The organism is Methylomonas sp. AM2-LC, assembly GCF_039904985.1.
GTDB lineage: Bacteria > Pseudomonadota > Gammaproteobacteria > Methylococcales > Methylomonadaceae > Methylomonas.
Map to the genome: position 1 here is coordinate 1,900,295 of NZ_CP157005.1, position 15,233 is coordinate 1,915,527.

Genomic DNA, 15,233 nt, shown 5'->3' on the forward strand with positions numbered 1-15,233 from the left:
CGACATAACTTACAAGGTGAAAGGTGTCAGGTCTTGGCCGACACCCATTATTTTTTACAATTCAGTGTTACAGTTTATATACGCTGAATAGTGACTATTTTTCACTGTTATAGTATTTAAAAAAGTCCGAATCGGGTTTTAACACCAGGGTATCGTCGGTTTTTTCAAAGGCGGTTTGGTAAGCCAGCAAGCTTCGATAAAACGCATAGAACTCAGGGTTTTTTCCGTAGCTTTTCGCATAAATTTCAGCCGATTGCGCATCGCCATGTCCTCGCACATTCTCGGCATCGCGTTGTGCATTGGCAAGTAACACTTGTCTTTGCTTATCCGCTTCAGCACTGATTAATTCGGCTTGTTCTGCACCTTGCGAACGAAACTCCCGCGCTACCCGTTCACGTTCAGCACGCATACGTTGAAATACCGAACTGCTCACTTCAGGTGGCAAATCTATACGTTTGATACGAATATCGATCATTTCTATACCAAATTTCTCTGCTACGGGTGATAGTTTGTCCATCAGCGTTTTACGCAGTTCGCTACGATCTTCAGAAATGAGCTGTTTAATGGTGCGCAAACCAAATTCACCGCGTATGGCGTCTTTCATGATTTGTTCCAGACGCAGATTGGCCTGATATTCATCACCGCCAACCGTGGTATAAAAAAGACCCACATCACCGATTCGCCATTTGGCGAACGAGTCGACAATAACATTTTTCTTTTCGGAGGTAAGAAAACGCTCGGACTTGGTGTCCAAGGTCAGTACACGCGCATCAAATGTACTGACTTTATTGATGATGGGGGTCTTAAAATGGATACCAGGTGCATAGTCAGTGCTGACTAACTTACCTAGTTGAAACACAATGGCTTTTTCGTTTTGTTGCACATAAAAAACCGATAAGTAACCTAGAATCAGCACGCCGAGACTGATGGGTAATAGCAGATATAAATTTTTAGTGTTCATGGTTTGCTCCGGCTAGGGCGTAATTCATTGTTTACGGGTACTTTATGGCTATGATTTTTATCGTCGCTAATCGCGTCGCTGTTTTGTTCAGAAGCAGCAGCTTGTACCGGGTTAGTTCCCCTGTGATGACCTTCAGTAGCCAAAGGCATGTAAAATTGCGGTGCGTTACGTTCCGATTCCAACATGATTTTGTTGGCACCACTGTATAGCTTTTCTTTAGCTTCCAAATACAAACGTTTACGGGTAATAGCCGGATTTTTTTCGTATTCCACTAATAACTGCTCAAAGCGCTCCGTTTCGCCAGTTGCCTTGGCAATTTTTTCCATTTGGTAAGCATCGGCTTCTTGAAGTAATCGTGCCGAAGCGCCACGGGCTTTAGGAATAATTTCGTTGCTATAGGCTTCGGCTTCGTTAATCAGGCGTTGTTTATCTTCGCGGGCACGAATAGCATCTTCAAAACTACCTTGTACTTCTTCGGGTGGTTGCGCATCTTGCAAATTAACACTGGCGATGGTGATACCAGCATGATAGGCATCCATTGCACTTTGAATGTCGCGTTTGATTTCGGCCACAATTTCGCTACGTCCTTCAGTCAGCACGTAGTCCATATCGCTTTTGCCTATCACCGCCCGTTCCACACTTTCAGTCAATTGTTTCAGGGTGCCTTCGCTATCTTTGACATTAAAAAAATAGTCTTTAGCGTTATTGATCTGATACTGTACTGCCAGGCGCACATTAATAATGTTTTCATCCCGCGTCAGCATTAACGATTCTTGTGGAATAGTCGCTGCTTTGGCAAAACGACCTGTATCGCGATAGCCAACTTCGATGAAGCGCTGCTGCTCGACATTTACGATTTTAACGCTTTCTATCGGCAAAGGTAGGTGCCAGTTTAAACCTGGCAGCGTGGTTTCGCTGTAGGCACCAAAGCGAGTGACGACACCGCGATTACCTTGATCAACGATATAGCAACCGCTACTTAACCATATAAAAGTTAAGGCGCCACCCAAAACCGGACCCATTTTCTGTAAGGCAAAATAATGTTTGTGCCCTTGATAAAAATCACTACCTAATTGACTGATACGCTGCCAATGTTTGTCGAACTCGGCTTTCCAGTCGGGTGGTGGGGTAGGTTTACTAGCGTTTTGGTTTTCTGTTGACATTGTCACTCCTCGTGTAGTTGAGTTTAGCGCCGTGCTTTCTTAATGATCGTTTGTTTCAAGGAAAGGCATCAGTTCACACCCAAACTGTTGTTTTAGTTTTTTTAATGCTTGGTTTTGTATTTGCCTAACCCGTTCTCTAGTAACATTTAGTTGATCTGCGATTGCTTGTAAAGTCATTTCTGATTGATTTTGCAAGCCAAATCGCATATTTAAAATGTTAGCTTCATTTTCAGGCAAACTGGCAACACTATTGACCAAGTATTTTGCTAGGTTATCATCAATAAGTTCATTTAAAGGCGATGGAAATTGATGTTGTTGCATACTGTCCATCAAAGTATGGTCGTCATCACTTTCTTCGGATAAAGACGCATCCAGAGAATGAGTGGCTTGGTAATAGCTACTGACAATTTTAATTTCGTCATCGCTTAGATTACATTGCGCATGTAATTGGTGAAAAGTGGGCCAGCGTTGGTTTTCCAAATAATAATTACGCATGATTTCAAACAATGCAGAGGCTTTTTCTGCCAACGCTACCGGTAAACGAACTACTTTTTCTTGTTTAACTATTAGACGGCTGATGGCTTGTTTAATCCAGAATATAGCGTAGGTTGAAAAACAGATTCCCCGCTCTGCATCGAAACGATCAACCGCCCTAATCAGGCCAATGCTGCCTTCTTGCATTAAGTCATCAAAACTTAGATTAATGGTTTTGTGCTTGTGTGCCACAAATGCCACCAGTCCAGTATTGTTGACTATCATTTTCTGTCTGGTGTTTTGAAGTTGACGACGTGCTTTGCGTAACTCTTGACGGTAGCTCAACTCCAGATTTGCAACTGTTTCCGCCTGTTCTGCTAGACGGATCAGTACGGCAGGAAATATATGCAGATTACTTTCTTTTAATTCTGTGTCAGTAACAAAATTTTCATTTTTTTTGTTTACAGTCACAGATTCATTTGTTACAAGTTGTACAAGAAAAGGGTTTTGTACAACTTTGTTACTTTGGTTTTTGCCATTCCCTGTCAGAGAATAGTCAACACCTTCGGTAAAGGATTGCTCAAATTCAGTGGTGATTAATTGAAAAGTTTCAGGATGCTTAAACAATATATTAAGTAATTTTTTCCTGCACTGTTCCATCTCCTGAGCCAGAGATTGAGACGATAAAGCCGCGTCAGACGCAGGTGGTATCGGGTTTGGGATGACAAAACTTGGCTGAAGAAGATCAATGGATGTTTCGCTATCAACGAGATGGGTATCTGTCGATAAATCACCCGAATCTGGTTGAGCCAGAGTGTCGCTTAGTGAATAGTAGTCTCGTAGTGCCATTTCAGTTCTCGGCAAGTAAGAATAAGTTGGAACAAAAGTTAACTTATTGTACAATGTTTGTCAAATAAAATATTAAACAAAACATAAACAATGTATTCCATCAAAGCAATTTCATCTTTGACAGGTTTAGGTGCTGAAACACTTCGTGCCTGGGAGCGTCGTTACGGTACTGTGGCACCGAAACGAGACGAAGGCGGGCGCAGATATTACTCCCAGCTTGATTTAGAGCACCTTATGTTGCTGGCAAATTTAAGTCGGCAAGGTCATTCCATTGGTAAGCTAACTGGTTTGTCTATTTCAGAGCTGCAAAAGTTGCAACAGGTGAATAAAAAAACCCAGGAAAACTATCAGGAATTCATTGAACAGATTGGCACAGCTCTTTCAGAATACAGATTCAATCAGTGCGAACAAATGTTGAAGCGAGCTTTAATGGCAAAAGAACCACTGCCTTATCTAAGAGATGTGCTGATACCGGCATTGATTCATGTAGGCGATTTGTGGCATGAACAAAAGATAAGTATTGCTCAAGAGCATATGTTTTCTGCTTGTGTAAAACGTATACTTTTGGGTATGGTCAATAGCTTGCAGAGTTTGTCTGGAAATCGACCCGCTATGATGTTTGCCACACCGAGTGGTGAACCTCACGAATTTGGCGTTTTAATGTGTTGTCTGCTTGCAGCCGAACAGGATTTTGATTGTTACTATCTGGGCGCAAATGTACCCGCAGATGATTTGTTGCTGGCGGCAAAAAAATTGCAGATTGAAGTTTTAGTGTTGGGATTGACCAAAAGCCCCACTGATCCAGAAACACTGATTGAGCTTAATAAACTTGCCGCAGCGAGTGCAAACAACAATGCTGTTATTTGGCTGGGTGGTTCAGCTTTAAATCAGTTATATAGCGAATCCCCAGGCTCTGTAGAACAGTGTGAACTTATAGCTGATATTGACGATTTTTATGCCAAAGCTAAACAATGGCGCTACAAGGAGCGTGAGCGTTAATCAGGTTACTTGTCATGGAGTTAACCCCAACGGCCTCGCTTTCTCTGCGCAGTAATTCTTGCTTACGCTTCAGGCCCCAGCGGTAGCCAGCCAAATTGCCATTTGCCCGTACCACGCGATGGCAGGGTATGGCTATGGCCAAACGATTGTTTGCACACGCATTTGCTACTGCTCGCACTGCTTTAGGCTTACCTACGCGATTAGCAACCTCTGTATAGCTAAGATATTCGCCTAACGGAATTTTTAATAAAACTTGCCACACCTGCTCTTGAAAAAGTGTGCCTTGCATGTCTAGGGTTAGGTTTAGGCCAATGCTGGGTGTGCTAATATAGTTAAGTAATTGATCCAGTTCCTGCTGACAGCTTTGTTGGTCCAAAATGAGGGTGGTTTTCGGAACTAGTTCTATTAAAGCCTGGGGTAGTTCTTCGTTATGGTCGGCAAGGCAAATAGCACAAACACCCACTGCTGATTTGGCTACTAATAGCTTACCTAAAAAACAATCGGCCATTGCGTAATGAATTATTTGGCTGGCTAATAGTGCATTGTTTTTGTTTGTCATCATCTATCGGACCCGGTCGATGGTTGGTGTTTTCATGTGCTTGACTCAATCAAAAAATTCAAAACGCATCTGTTGAGTATTGGTATCCGGTTTACGAAATAGATCGGTACGTAATGCAGGCATTGATTTCTCTATTGCCAGACGTTTACAAATGAGTCTGAATCGTTGTGCCAGTAAATTTGCGTAGGCACCGGTTCCTTGAAAGCGTTGCTCAAAGTTGGCATTGTACAACTTGCCCTCGCGAGTTTCTTTAATTAAATTGAGTACATGTTTGGCTTTTAATGGGTAGTGTTGCTGCAACCATTCGCTAAATAATTCAGCCACTTCCAGTGGCAAACGCAGCAAGATGTATTCAACACTCATGGCTCCAGCAGCTTGTGCTGCTGTTACCAGATTTTCAAGTTCATGATCGTTTAAACCTGGAATTATCGGTGCTACCAGTACGCCAGTATTGATGCCTGCTTCGCGTAATTTGTTTAGCGTTTCCAAACGTCGTTGCGGAGTCGCTGCGCGTGGTTCCATGCTTCTTGCCAGTTGTCTGTCCAGTGTGGTGATGGAGAGATAAACAGATACCAAGCCTTGTGCAGACAGGGTAGACAGGATGTCGATATCCCTTTCAATAAGCGAAGACTTTGTCACTATGCTTAAAGGATGACGTGTTTCGGCTAATATTTCCAGAATTTGCCGCATCAGTTTGTGCTGACGTTCCAGTGGTTGATAAGGATCTGTATTGCTGCCTAAAGCTAGAGGGGCGCACTGATAATTGCGTTTGGCTAATTCTTGTCTTAATAGTTGCGCTGCATTGGGTTTGATCAGGATGCGACTTTCAAAGTCCAGGCCGGGTGACAAACCCAGATAAGCATGCGATGGCCTGGCGTAACAATAAACGCAACCATGTTCACAACCGCGATAGGGGTTAATCGAGCGGTCAAAAGGAAGATCTGGCGAGTCGTTGTAGCTAATTAAGCTACGACTAGTATCGATGATGATTTCGGTATGCAGTGCTGGTAATTCTGCATCCAGGCTGCTCCAGCCGTCATCAATGGCGGTGGTGCTGGATTTTTCATAGCGTCCGGCACTATTACTGATACTGCCACGGCCTTTATGTATGATATTTTTCATGCTGCAATTATGATCAGTTTGTTCGTAACCTGTCTATAGTCAAAATGATAAGTAGATTTACTGATTGTTTTTGCTTCAGGTGTAGGTAGACTATTTGCATTATTTTTGAACTCTGTGTTCGAATCGCCGTCACAGTTTAAACAGTCAGTGTTTAGGGGTTAGTGTTGTTTAACGCTAATGTAATTAGAGCCATAATAGAATTTATCCTTAATAATATTGTTGTTTTTTAGGGTGGATATAAGCTTGAGCATAATATAAATATTTTTTGTGACGCAACTATCAAAATTCCAGAGTCAATTTAATATTTTTTTTATTTTTTGAATTACTTCTTAGAAATTAAATAATTTTTATAATAGAGTCAACAAACAACATTCAAGTTCGTTTGGGTTAGAAACGGTATTGGTGATCGGTATTATATTTTTATAGCTTGTCTAAGATGATGCTTTGTTATAGCTATTTAGCATAAATCATGTCTTTCATTTGATTGCCAGAGTTTCATCTGTTGAATTATGATGTTTTATGTGACGTTAAGCTTGACGAGGTGTCATTATGGTAGAGTACGAGAGAGTATTTTCTGAAAATTGCTTACCAGCAGGTGATGTGAAATGGTATTTTGAGGCGAGAGAAGGCGATTGTGGTCCTTACGAAACAAAATGTCAGGCCATGGCAATGTTGGATGCGTTTATTAATGAATGTATCAGCAAAAAAAATACTGGGGGGCGAGCGCCTGACGCAAAGCCTTGTTTAGAGGTAATGCCCAATAATAAAACACGTTTTATTTATCCGTTTCCAAACGAGTTGTCCTTAAGTTCTTAACCGCTATCCTTAGAGTTTGGTACTTGGTGTAAACTTTGCGGGTTTTTTATCTAGTTGGGATCTGTAAGCATTTTTACGGTGACTGTACCATTTTGGCTGCGTGGCATACTAGGCTCAGCACTTATTAATGATAATACTTGTGCGGCGACATTGATGCCCGTCGCTTTGCGTATGCCAATGTAAGAGCTAGTTAGGCGTGGATTGATTTCAAGTAATAAAGGGCCGCGATGAGTGGTTTCAATAAAATCTATGCCGATATAACCCCAAAGTGAGGGTAGGGCAGTCGCTATGTCAGCGATTATCTCAAGGTAAACAGATTCGTACTGGCTGGAAGTGTTAACCAAACACGCCTTTAAATTAAATGCCTGATTTTCTATAGCGACTAGTTGCTGGTTACAACATAATAACCAGGCTTTACCTTGTTTAAACAAGCAAGATAGGCTGGTGGCCTGACCCTCCATAAAGGGCTGGATGATATACTGCTCACTATTGTTTAATAGAGATATTTTCTGACTCAACTGCTGGTTTGCTTCTATGATTATGCTATCTTGGCATCCACAGCTATCAATAGGTTTTACTACGCTACGTCCGACTATTTCCATGTAATCTTGATTGAGTAGTTGCGTCTCAACGCAAGGAATATTATGTGCGCTTAACACCTGATAAGTTTTGAGTTTATTCGAACATAAGGCCACCATATCCGGCGGAGAGGCTAATAATAGTTTGTTTTGGCGTTTAACCAGCTCCGTTATACAGGTAAGAATACCATTGGTTTCAGGTGCAATTGGCCATACGGCGTCACATTGGGCAATCAATTCCGGCAATATTGTCAGTATCTTGGTTTGTGATTGTACATAGACAATTTCGGCGTTAGTGGGTAGATTAATGGTTTGGCAGCGTTGGTCTAAAGGGATAAGTAATTGTATGTTTTCCAGGCAACCTAAATCGTCTGTTAAGGCTTGTAGCATAAGACAGCCTTCAATTGCCAACGAGCTGGGTAGGGCTTGATCAGCAAAACCCCCTCCACAAATATATTCAAATACCAGTATTTTCAAACAGTGCACCGAGTTTATGCAGATTATTCCAGTGATAGATTTAAAAGATGGTCAGGTAGTACATGCTGTACGTGGTGAAAGAAGTACTTATAAACCGATTCATCTACATTCTATTTTAACTGCCAGTAGTGCTTTTGAGGATGTATTGAATGCTTTTTTAACATTTTATCCATTTAAAACTTTCTATATTGCTGATCTCAATGCTATTTGTGGTATGGGTGATCATGCAGAATTAATACGCAATGTGCTTAAACAGCATCCTGATCGTGAGTTTTGGGTTGATAATGGTCGCCAGTTAGACTCGGTGAGTGTTGATTACCCTAAAAACTATAACGCCATCATCGCTACTGAATCTCAACAGGCGATGCCGCAACAGATTGATGAGCGTTTTATTTTGTCACTGGATTATAAACAGCAAGCACTGGGTCATGTTGATTGGTTTATGCAGAGTGATTATTGGCCTGCGCGGATTATCGTAATGACGTTAGCTCGGGTGGGTAGTCAAGCCGGGCCGGATTTTGAAAAGTTGCAGTTATTAAAAAAAAGTTTTCCAGTTAAGCAATTTATTGCAGCGGGAGGGGTTCGGAATGGACAGGATTTACACGCACTAGAAAACTTGGGTATGTCTGGAGTGCTTCTGGCAACCGCATTGCATACTGGCGCAATAAGGGCTAGTGATATCAGCGGGCGTTAAAAAAGTGAAGAGCATTAAACGCGATTGATGCGCCTGTTGGTGTCGGTACATCCCATACAGGTCTAGTTTATTGTTGAATGGTTACAATTCCCGTTAATAAGACGGTTAAATTTCAGGCAAAAAAATACCCCGGCTAGCCGAGGTATTTTTAACAACCTTAGATACTAACGATTATACGTTGTTAGCAGCGAATGGGTGTTTAGCGGCTGATTTAGCAGCAACAACTTCTTTAGCAGTTGGAGTGCCAGCAACAGCACGTGCAATAGCTTCTTTAGTTGCTTTGTAGTTGAATTCTTCGATTTTTGCATCGTCTTCAGCCAACCAGTGGATGAATACGCCAACAGAAATGAACAAATCGTCTGCTTCTTCAACAGGGATAGTGCCGTCTTCTACTGAATCAGCAACAGCCATGGCAACTGCACGTTGTGCAGGGCCAAACATTTGTACAGCTTGTTTAGAGCCTTTAATGGTTACTTTGTTGAACAAAATAGTTGCAGGTTTAACCAACAGGTTAGGAGCAACAACAGCTAACAGAGTAGAAAAGCCATCTTTGTTGTTTGTTAAAGCATTTGCAAACGCAGATTCAGCAGCTGAGCCACGTGGGCCAATGATTAAGTCGATGTGAGCAATTTCATTGCCGTCGCCAACCAAAGATTCACCAACGCGCAAGTTTGTAATTTTAGCCATTTTTAAAATATCCCCTTATAAAGAATGTAAGTTAAATCAAATAGAACTGGATTATGTTCAATCATTGTCATTATTGCGTAATCTTTCTGTGTAACTTAGTGGGTTTTAAAGTTGCCACCAAGCTCTTGCAGAAATATCACCAATACTGCCGCTACCGTAATATCAGCGGTAGTACCCGGATTAATTTTTTTAGCTTTAAAAGCCTTGTCTAGTGCAAAAAGCCTAGGCATAAGCTCTTCGTGCTGCACGGAATTTTTTAAGGCTTTGCAAAGCTCAACCATTTCCGATTTTATCCACGCCGAGTACAGCTTTCCATACTTTCGCTCAATATGACTATCAGGATAACGCGCCAACATTTCACAAAATATCGTTAATGCAGACCAACCACAATTGCCAGACAAAACGAAAGCACGATTATACTCGAAAATAGCGAATTCAAAAATATCTTTAAAACAATTTGTGTACTGTAACGCAATTCTGTCATGCGGACTTGACAGAATCATGGCTTCTAGTAATGTAATTTCTGCGGGTTGGTGGACATCGTGTTGTTCGGTAGACCCCAGTCCGCCAGGTGCAGCAAGACTAATCGCTTTAAATGTCCAGTCGGCATCCATACGCGTAGTATTAGCCAATACATCTGCTAGAGCAGTTCGTAAGTCCTGCGAGGTTTTTTGCTGCATGGCAGCTTGTAATAAAGGGGCGCAAAGTAAAATGATACCCAGATTGGTATTACAAGCCACAGCCTCTCGAGTGGCTTTAACTGCGTAATAAATTTTTTCGCCCAAACACCAGGCCGGATTCGTCAATGCAGGCGCACTGACTGCCGCGCTAACCCGAAAATCGTCTACCGTCATATCGTGGGCAGCGCTATAAATACTCACATTGCCCGGTTTAAAGGCCTGTAATTCTGTTTCACAGGCTTGCAGGTAAGCTGTCGTTAATTGCTCAGGGCTAAGCACGCGGGTACCTGCTGTACATGTCTATCCAGTAAATCATTAGCCAAATTAGCCGCAATATCTATATGACAAACGCTCTGCAAGCCTTTCCAGGCTGGAACGCTATTCACTTCGATAATAATGTAATTGCCTTGATGGTCTTTGATAATATCGACACCCGCATAATCCATCTGCAAAGTGCGTGTAGCGCGAATTGCCAGATCTGCCAGTTGAGAATTTAGCACAATGCTATCGCAAGAGGCGCCGCGCGCTACATTGTTTAGCCAGGAAATGCCGCTTCTACGCATAGCCGCCACAGCACGGCCATTAATGACAAATACGCGAATATCATAAAAGCCATCCCCTTCACATTCAATAAAACGTTGTAGGTAATAAATGCCATGACTACTGGTTAACCAAAGTAAATCGGTCGATTTTTCAATACGGCGTATACCTTCGCCCTGCGAACCAAATAAAGGTTTGCTGATTAAAAAATGCCCGGCTGCCAATTGTTGTGCGCACACTGTTTGTGCCGCTTCGTGGTCGCGCAATACCCAGGTAGGAGGGGTTGGTAAACCGGCGTTTTGCAGTAAAAAACTGGTCATGCCTTTATCAACGCTCAGTTCAATGGCTCGCCCGTCGTTATAAACTGGCACTCCTAGCGTTTTTAAGGCGTGTAAAATATCCAGATAAAACACCACTTCTTCCAGTGATCCGCCCGGCACGCCACGCACAAACACTGCATCGGGTAACTGATATTCAAAACCCGGTAATAATACCGGCAAGGCGTGGTCATTAATTTGTAAACGGCAATCTGTTAAAGAAACATAATGTGTCAGGCAATCGCGTGCGGCAAACGCCTGGCTAAGCTGTTTACCGTGCCAGCCGGGGTCGTCAGTAATAATGGCAATATTTAGCAATGGAATTTTAATGGGTTGGTGCTATGTTGATTAACAATGTGCGGGTGATGGATTTAAGCTAAGCTGCTACAAAACCCTAATGTCATTGCGTAAAAATGACCGCCCATCCATCGATAAACTTGCGACGAACGGTCATTATCAGTCTTAATAAAAAACGACTGGCAAAGCATAGGTAACAATTAATAAGTCAGTCCGTAGGATGTGCCAACCATCGGGCGGCGCATCTGCCGAGACCAATGTGCCTTAGAATCGTTCGGCATATCCAACAAACTTATGCGTATCAATACAAATAACCGAGTTACTCGTTATTTAAAACCAAAAGACAAATCCAATAATTCATTATCTAGCTTGCCAGCGCGGAAGCTTTTGCCCGACTCTACAGCGGTGACTATTACGCTGGCTGGGCTAAACAACATGGCGTCGATTTTAAAAAAATCATATTCATACGCTTTAAAGATTTCGGCAAAGGGTTTGCCATAGTCTTTAGAAGTGGAGCTGGGTAACTCGTTCGCCAATTTTTCAGCCGCTTCATCACTGCCTTTGACAAACAAATGCACCTGACCTGCAAACAGAATGGCATCGTTAGTACGCCCCATCGCTTTTACAAAATTTGGATGCGGAGGGCAAATGGGGGCGCTACCTGTGCCATCAATAATGTTTTCCAATGGAAAATGTAAGGCATGCGCTTTATGCATAGCCACTTCCAACACTCGGCCGACAACCTGTACACCACCGGCCAAGCTGCTGGTAGGCGTAACAATAACTGTCAATTGGCTAGGGGCAATACCGCAAGCATTAGCCACTTTCTCAATAATTTCTACGGGTGGAATGGCATCATTTTCGATAACCAGTGCGGTTTGTGTAGCGCTATCACGATAGTCCAATTCTTTATAGAGTTCTTCGACAGGTTCTACCACGCCTTCTTTAATTTTGGTCGCCATTGCACGTGCTGGACCAGAACCTAAAGCATAATATTTGCCATGCGACATACTCCAACCCGCATACTGACTGCCCAGACAAGATAGGACTGGATTGCTGGAATGTACATTAATAGTTAACGGCCAATGTGCAGTATAGCAAGACTGTGAAAGGGTTGCTGTTCCCAAGCCACCCATACAAATTTCGGTAATAATGCGTCCAGCTTCCAATCCGCCAGGTACGTTAATACCTGCATCAATAATGGTGCAACCGTTATCCAGTTTTTCAATGCCTAAACGCAGTTTATCGGCATGGTCAAGTAAGTACTGAACCAAGGGTTGAGAGAGTTTGTTAACACTAGCCTGATATTGCATGTTGATAAGAACCTGTTTTTAAAATATTTTCGATTAAGTGCTGTCGGTACAATAATTGATCCGACAGCTGTTGCACCGTATTTTCTGCGGCAATGATACTGCAAATTGGTTGTCCCTTGCCAATAATTACGCCAGCCGCAGGTATGTCATGTACCCAGTCCGGCCACTGTATATCATCAGGTATTTGTATTGTGAACGCTGCAAATACAATTTGATAAGCGCATGGCGTTGTCGCTTGTGTTGAAAGGGTAGGCAAACTGCCCAGGCAGGCTTGCATATGCCAGTTAAATACGTCCGCTCCATACAATTGTGCACTGGCTGGTGGCCTAGCGTTAATTTCCAACAAATAACACTGCTCATCCAGCACTATAAAATCCAGGCTAGCCAAGCCTTGTAAGGAATAAACAGGCAATAGTTTTTCTAATACACGGCTGAGTAGAGCTTGATTTTGCAGACTCAATTCTGCACCATTTGCTACTCCAGCAAACAGAAATTCTTGATCATCAATAGCGTGTGTCCATTGATGGTTATATCCCAGTATCCTGAATTGGTTGTTACAGGCCAAAAATGTGACAGACATAGGCTGTCCAGGTAAATACTGCTGCCAATACCCCATATTAATAGCAGCATCATCCGTGACACTAATGAAACGAATCTCTTGCCCCCCTTGCGAATAAAAGGGCTTAAATAAATAGTTTTTGGTTTCGATTGGTTTACAAAATAAGCTGTGTGGATAGGTAATGCCCAGCTGGGTCAATTGTTTAAAAAAATCAGGTTTATCCAATAAACGTTGAAACACCAGCGGAGCCGTGCCTAAAAGCAGCCCCTGTGCAGCCAAAAATTCTAAACTTTCTGGGAAAGCTTCAAAACCGCTGCCGTAAATAATATAGTTAAAGGTGTGATGTTTTTGCAGTTTAGCGATGGCGGGTTTTAATTCTGCCAAGCTTAAATCATTTACCCGCTTACATGACATTGCCAGTTGCAGAGTATCCATATCGGCAAAGCAATCAACGGCAATCGAATAATAGCCCGCAGCAACGGCTAATTGCACCAGCATGCGTGCTGATTGGGCAATAATTAACAGCGTTGCAGGTGGCTGAAAAGGTGGCATAAACGGGTAGGGCAGTTGTGCAATTTGGGCATTATGCTACGCATGAATAAATAAATCTGGATTTTTAAAAAATATCTGGGATAATAGTCGGCTAATGGAGAGCTGGCTGAGCGGTCGAAAGCGGCGGTCTTGAAAACCGTTGAGGGTTTATCCCCTCCTGGGGTTCGAATCCCTAGCTCTCCGCCATTTTCAAACACTTAGCAACATTCGGCGTTGTATAAGTTTCGTGCAATTGCTGAAGCGCTTCAGCAATTAACGCGTTGGGTCCACTGAATCCCCTTTTCTTCTGTACACTTTTTGTGTAATTCTGCTGTCCGAATGTCCGAGTAGTTTGCTGGCGTGGTCGAGTTCGATATCACTGGCTGCTTTGGGGCGGATGTCTCTAAATTGAAATTCTTTTATTCTTAAGGCCAGTTCGGCGTTGCCGTCTTCGAGCGCTGCGAGCGCTGCGGTGTGTCTGGCGTTGTCGAATCGGGTGCGGCGCATGGAGTAGGTGAGTTTTTCGCCGGATTCTGAGGCGATGAGGAACATGCTTTTTATTTTGTGGGGGCGGGACTTTATTTCGTCGACCAGGTTGTAGAGGTTGCTGCCGGGTTCCATAAGAATACGTAGTTTTTTGTTAGTTTTTCCTTGTTTTATTTCGAGTGCGCCGTTGCGGATGTCGGTGAGTTTCATCAGCAGGATATCGGCAGGGCGTTGGCCTGTTAGGTAGGCAAGTTCCATGGCGTCTTTAAGTTCTTGGCAGGCGTGATCCATGACGGATTGGTAGACGTCGTCTTCTGCGTAGTAGTCTCGCGAGTTTTCTTTGTTCTTTTTGATGCCAAAGCAGGGGTTGTCTTTGCAGTAGCCTTGTTCGCGTGCCCAGTTGAAGATGGCGGACAGGGTTGATATTTCTCGGTTGGCGCGGCTGGGGGCGGTTTTGCCGCGTCCGTCTCTGTATTGGGCAATGTGTTTTGGTTGCACGTTGTCTATGGGTACGTGGGCGTAGACGGTGCGCAGGAATTTTAGCTCTGCTTTGTTGTCTTTTTGGGTGCGCGGGGCTTTGGTTGGTATGACTTCTGCCTCGTAGCGGTCGAAAAGCGCGGCCATGGTGTTGGCGTCTGCAGGTGGGGCGATTTGTTCAAGTTCTGCCCATTTGCGTTTGGCCTGGTTGAGATCGGTACCGAGGGGGATTTGTTTGCGTTTGCCGTTTTCGTAGCCTTGGTAGTAGTACGATTGCCACGTTTGGCCGTGTTTGCCTTTGCGCACGACACGGATCATGCGTGGGGGGAGATCGGCGCCGGTGCTTTTGGGTTGGCCGGGGAGTTTGGGTGTCATACGAATATACTAAAGTTGGGTTCTATTTTTGGTTGGGCGCCGACGTTGTGGCCACAGCCTTGGCGTTGGCGGCAATATTCGCGGTTGACTACGGGGCAGTTGGCCGCGTTGATAGTGTACACCCACCCGTTTGCCGTTAGCCATTGGCATTGTTTTTTGGGTTGTATCCAGCCGGTTAGGCTGGCGAGTTCTTGGGGGGTTAGGAATTCGGTCATGTGTCACCTATACCTTATAATGCTTTCTTTTTCTTGGGTCAGATGCTCCTGGGCGCATTTCCGT

General features: G+C 43.4%; 15 protein-coding genes and 1 tRNA gene. 4 read left to right on the forward strand and 12 right to left on the reverse strand.

Annotated elements, in window-relative coordinates; translation table 11 throughout:
• Nucleotides 1–94: 94 nt before the first annotated feature.
• The 3 genes from hflC to ABH008_RS08625 are packed head-to-tail and all read right to left on the reverse strand — an operon-like array spanning nucleotide 95 to nucleotide 3,447.
• Complete coding sequence (hflC, locus tag ABH008_RS08615) at nucleotides 95–961, reverse strand: protease modulator HflC (protein ID WP_347989443.1); 867 nt, start codon at nucleotides 959–961, stop codon at nucleotides 95–97.
• Nucleotides 958–2,124 (reverse strand): FtsH protease activity modulator HflK, encoded by a 1,167-nt coding sequence (gene hflK / locus ABH008_RS08620; protein ID WP_347989444.1) that lies wholly within the window; start codon nucleotides 2,122–2,124, stop codon nucleotides 958–960. The genes hflC and hflK overlap by 4 nt, the downstream gene beginning before the upstream one ends.
• Before the next feature lie 39 nt (nucleotides 2,125–2,163).
• Complete coding sequence (locus ABH008_RS08625; protein WP_347989445.1) at nucleotides 2,164–3,447, reverse strand: RNA polymerase sigma factor RpoD/SigA; 1,284 nt, start codon at nucleotides 3,445–3,447, stop codon at nucleotides 2,164–2,166.
• A gap of 90 nt (nucleotides 3,448–3,537) precedes the next feature.
• Between ABH008_RS08625 and ABH008_RS08630 the strand changes: the two genes are divergently transcribed.
• Complete coding sequence (locus tag ABH008_RS08630) at nucleotides 3,538–4,446, forward strand: MerR family transcriptional regulator (protein ID WP_347989446.1); 909 nt, start codon at nucleotides 3,538–3,540, stop codon at nucleotides 4,444–4,446.
• On the opposite strand, the gene ABH008_RS08635 is transcribed toward ABH008_RS08630, so the two are convergent.
• Both ABH008_RS08635 and ABH008_RS08640 read right to left on the reverse strand, forming a co-directional pair.
• On the reverse strand, nucleotides 4,412–5,008 hold the full coding sequence (locus ABH008_RS08635) for a methylated-DNA--[protein]-cysteine S-methyltransferase (protein ID WP_347989447.1): 597 nt from the start codon (nucleotides 5,006–5,008) through the stop codon (nucleotides 4,412–4,414). The genes ABH008_RS08630 and ABH008_RS08635 overlap by 35 nt on opposite strands.
• A 42-nt stretch (nucleotides 5,009–5,050) precedes the next feature.
• Nucleotides 5,051–6,127, reverse strand: coding sequence for a PA0069 family radical SAM protein (locus ABH008_RS08640; RefSeq protein ID WP_347989448.1), 1,077 nt, complete (start codon nucleotides 6,125–6,127; stop codon nucleotides 5,051–5,053).
• Nucleotides 6,128–6,676: 549 nt separating this feature from the next.
• On the opposite strand from ABH008_RS08640, the gene ABH008_RS08645 reads away from it, so the two are divergent.
• Nucleotides 6,677–6,943: a hypothetical protein gene (locus tag ABH008_RS08645; protein WP_347989449.1), complete on the forward strand. Its 267-nt coding sequence runs from the start codon at nucleotides 6,677–6,679 to the stop codon at nucleotides 6,941–6,943.
• A 50-nt stretch (nucleotides 6,944–6,993) separates the two neighbouring features.
• Here the strand turns inward: ABH008_RS08645 and ABH008_RS08650 are convergent, their stop codons facing one another.
• Nucleotides 6,994–7,998 (reverse strand): ATP-grasp domain-containing protein, encoded by a 1,005-nt coding sequence (locus tag ABH008_RS08650; protein WP_347989450.1) that lies wholly within the window; start codon nucleotides 7,996–7,998, stop codon nucleotides 6,994–6,996.
• A 16-nt stretch (nucleotides 7,999–8,014) separates the two neighbouring features.
• Here ABH008_RS08650 and ABH008_RS08655 point away from each other — a divergent pair, with 16 nt between their 5' ends.
• Nucleotides 8,015–8,692, forward strand: coding sequence for a HisA/HisF-related TIM barrel protein (locus tag ABH008_RS08655; RefSeq protein ID WP_347989451.1), 678 nt, complete (start codon nucleotides 8,015–8,017; stop codon nucleotides 8,690–8,692).
• A gap of 171 nt (nucleotides 8,693–8,863) precedes the next feature.
• Here ABH008_RS08655 and fae read toward each other — a convergent pair whose 3' ends face one another.
• The 5 genes from fae to ABH008_RS08680 all read right to left on the reverse strand — a co-directional run bounded on the left by fae (nucleotide 8,864) and on the right by ABH008_RS08680 (nucleotide 13,637).
• The gene (fae, locus tag ABH008_RS08660) at nucleotides 8,864–9,379 is read right to left on the reverse strand and encodes a formaldehyde-activating enzyme (RefSeq protein ID WP_347989452.1); all 516 of its coding nucleotides are present in this window, start codon (nucleotides 9,377–9,379) and stop codon (nucleotides 8,864–8,866) included.
• A 95-nt stretch (nucleotides 9,380–9,474) separates the two neighbouring features.
• Nucleotides 9,475–10,338: a triphosphoribosyl-dephospho-CoA synthase gene (locus ABH008_RS08665; RefSeq protein WP_347989453.1), complete on the reverse strand. Its 864-nt coding sequence runs from the start codon at nucleotides 10,336–10,338 to the stop codon at nucleotides 9,475–9,477.
• On the reverse strand, nucleotides 10,317–11,234 hold the full coding sequence (locus ABH008_RS08670; protein ID WP_347989454.1) for a RimK family alpha-L-glutamate ligase: 918 nt from the start codon (nucleotides 11,232–11,234) through the stop codon (nucleotides 10,317–10,319). Before ABH008_RS08670 ends, ABH008_RS08665 begins: the two co-directional genes overlap by 22 nt.
• 305 nt (nucleotides 11,235–11,539) lie before the next feature.
• Nucleotides 11,540–12,526 (reverse strand): methenyltetrahydromethanopterin cyclohydrolase, encoded by a 987-nt coding sequence (gene mch / locus ABH008_RS08675; RefSeq protein WP_347989455.1) that lies wholly within the window; start codon nucleotides 12,524–12,526, stop codon nucleotides 11,540–11,542.
• Nucleotides 12,510–13,637 carry an ATP-grasp domain-containing protein gene (locus ABH008_RS08680; protein WP_347989456.1) on the reverse strand — a complete coding sequence of 376 codons (1,128 nt, stop codon included), beginning with the start codon at nucleotides 13,635–13,637 and terminating at the stop codon, nucleotides 12,510–12,512. Before ABH008_RS08680 ends, mch begins: the two co-directional genes overlap by 17 nt.
• Before the next feature lie 96 nt (nucleotides 13,638–13,733).
• On the opposite strand from ABH008_RS08680, the gene ABH008_RS08685 reads away from it, so the two are divergent.
• Nucleotides 13,734–13,823, forward strand: a tRNA-Ser gene (locus ABH008_RS08685).
• Nucleotides 13,824–13,889: 66 nt separating this feature from the next.
• Here the strand turns inward: ABH008_RS08685 and ABH008_RS08690 are convergent.
• Nucleotides 13,890–14,954, reverse strand: a complete 1,065-nt coding sequence (locus ABH008_RS08690) for a tyrosine-type recombinase/integrase (protein ID WP_347989457.1) — start codon at nucleotides 14,952–14,954, stop codon at nucleotides 13,890–13,892.
• Nucleotides 14,955–15,233 lie beyond the last annotated feature (279 nt).

Bases quoted from the DNA above. Each gene is read 5' to 3' on its own strand.
- ABH008_RS08645 (WP_347989449.1), top strand. From the start codon at position 6,677: ATGGTAGAGTACGAGAGAGTATTTTCTGAAAATTGCTTACCAGCAGGT.
- hflK (WP_347989444.1), bottom strand. From the start codon at position 2,124: ATGTCAACAGAAAACCAAAACGCTAGTAAACCTACCCCACCACCCGAC.
- hflC (WP_347989443.1), bottom strand. From the start codon at position 961: ATGAACACTAAAAATTTATATCTGCTATTACCCATCAGTCTCGGCGTG.
- ABH008_RS08690 (WP_347989457.1), bottom strand. From the start codon at position 14,954: ATGACACCCAAACTCCCCGGCCAACCCAAAAGCACCGGCGCCGATCTC.
- ABH008_RS08635 (WP_347989447.1), bottom strand. From the start codon at position 5,008: ATGATGACAAACAAAAACAATGCACTATTAGCCAGCCAAATAATTCAT.
- mch (WP_347989455.1), bottom strand. From the start codon at position 12,526: ATGCAATATCAGGCTAGTGTTAACAAACTCTCTCAACCCTTGGTTCAG.
- fae (WP_347989452.1), bottom strand. From the start codon at position 9,379: ATGGCTAAAATTACAAACTTGCGCGTTGGTGAATCTTTGGTTGGCGAC.
- ABH008_RS08630 (WP_347989446.1), top strand. From the start codon at position 3,538: ATGTATTCCATCAAAGCAATTTCATCTTTGACAGGTTTAGGTGCTGAA.
- ABH008_RS08625 (WP_347989445.1), bottom strand. From the start codon at position 3,447: ATGGCACTACGAGACTACTATTCACTAAGCGACACTCTGGCTCAACCA.
- ABH008_RS08680 (WP_347989456.1), bottom strand. From the start codon at position 13,637: ATGCCACCTTTTCAGCCACCTGCAACGCTGTTAATTATTGCCCAATCA.
- ABH008_RS08640 (WP_347989448.1), bottom strand. From the start codon at position 6,127: ATGAAAAATATCATACATAAAGGCCGTGGCAGTATCAGTAATAGTGCC.
- ABH008_RS08655 (WP_347989451.1), top strand. From the start codon at position 8,015: ATGCAGATTATTCCAGTGATAGATTTAAAAGATGGTCAGGTAGTACAT.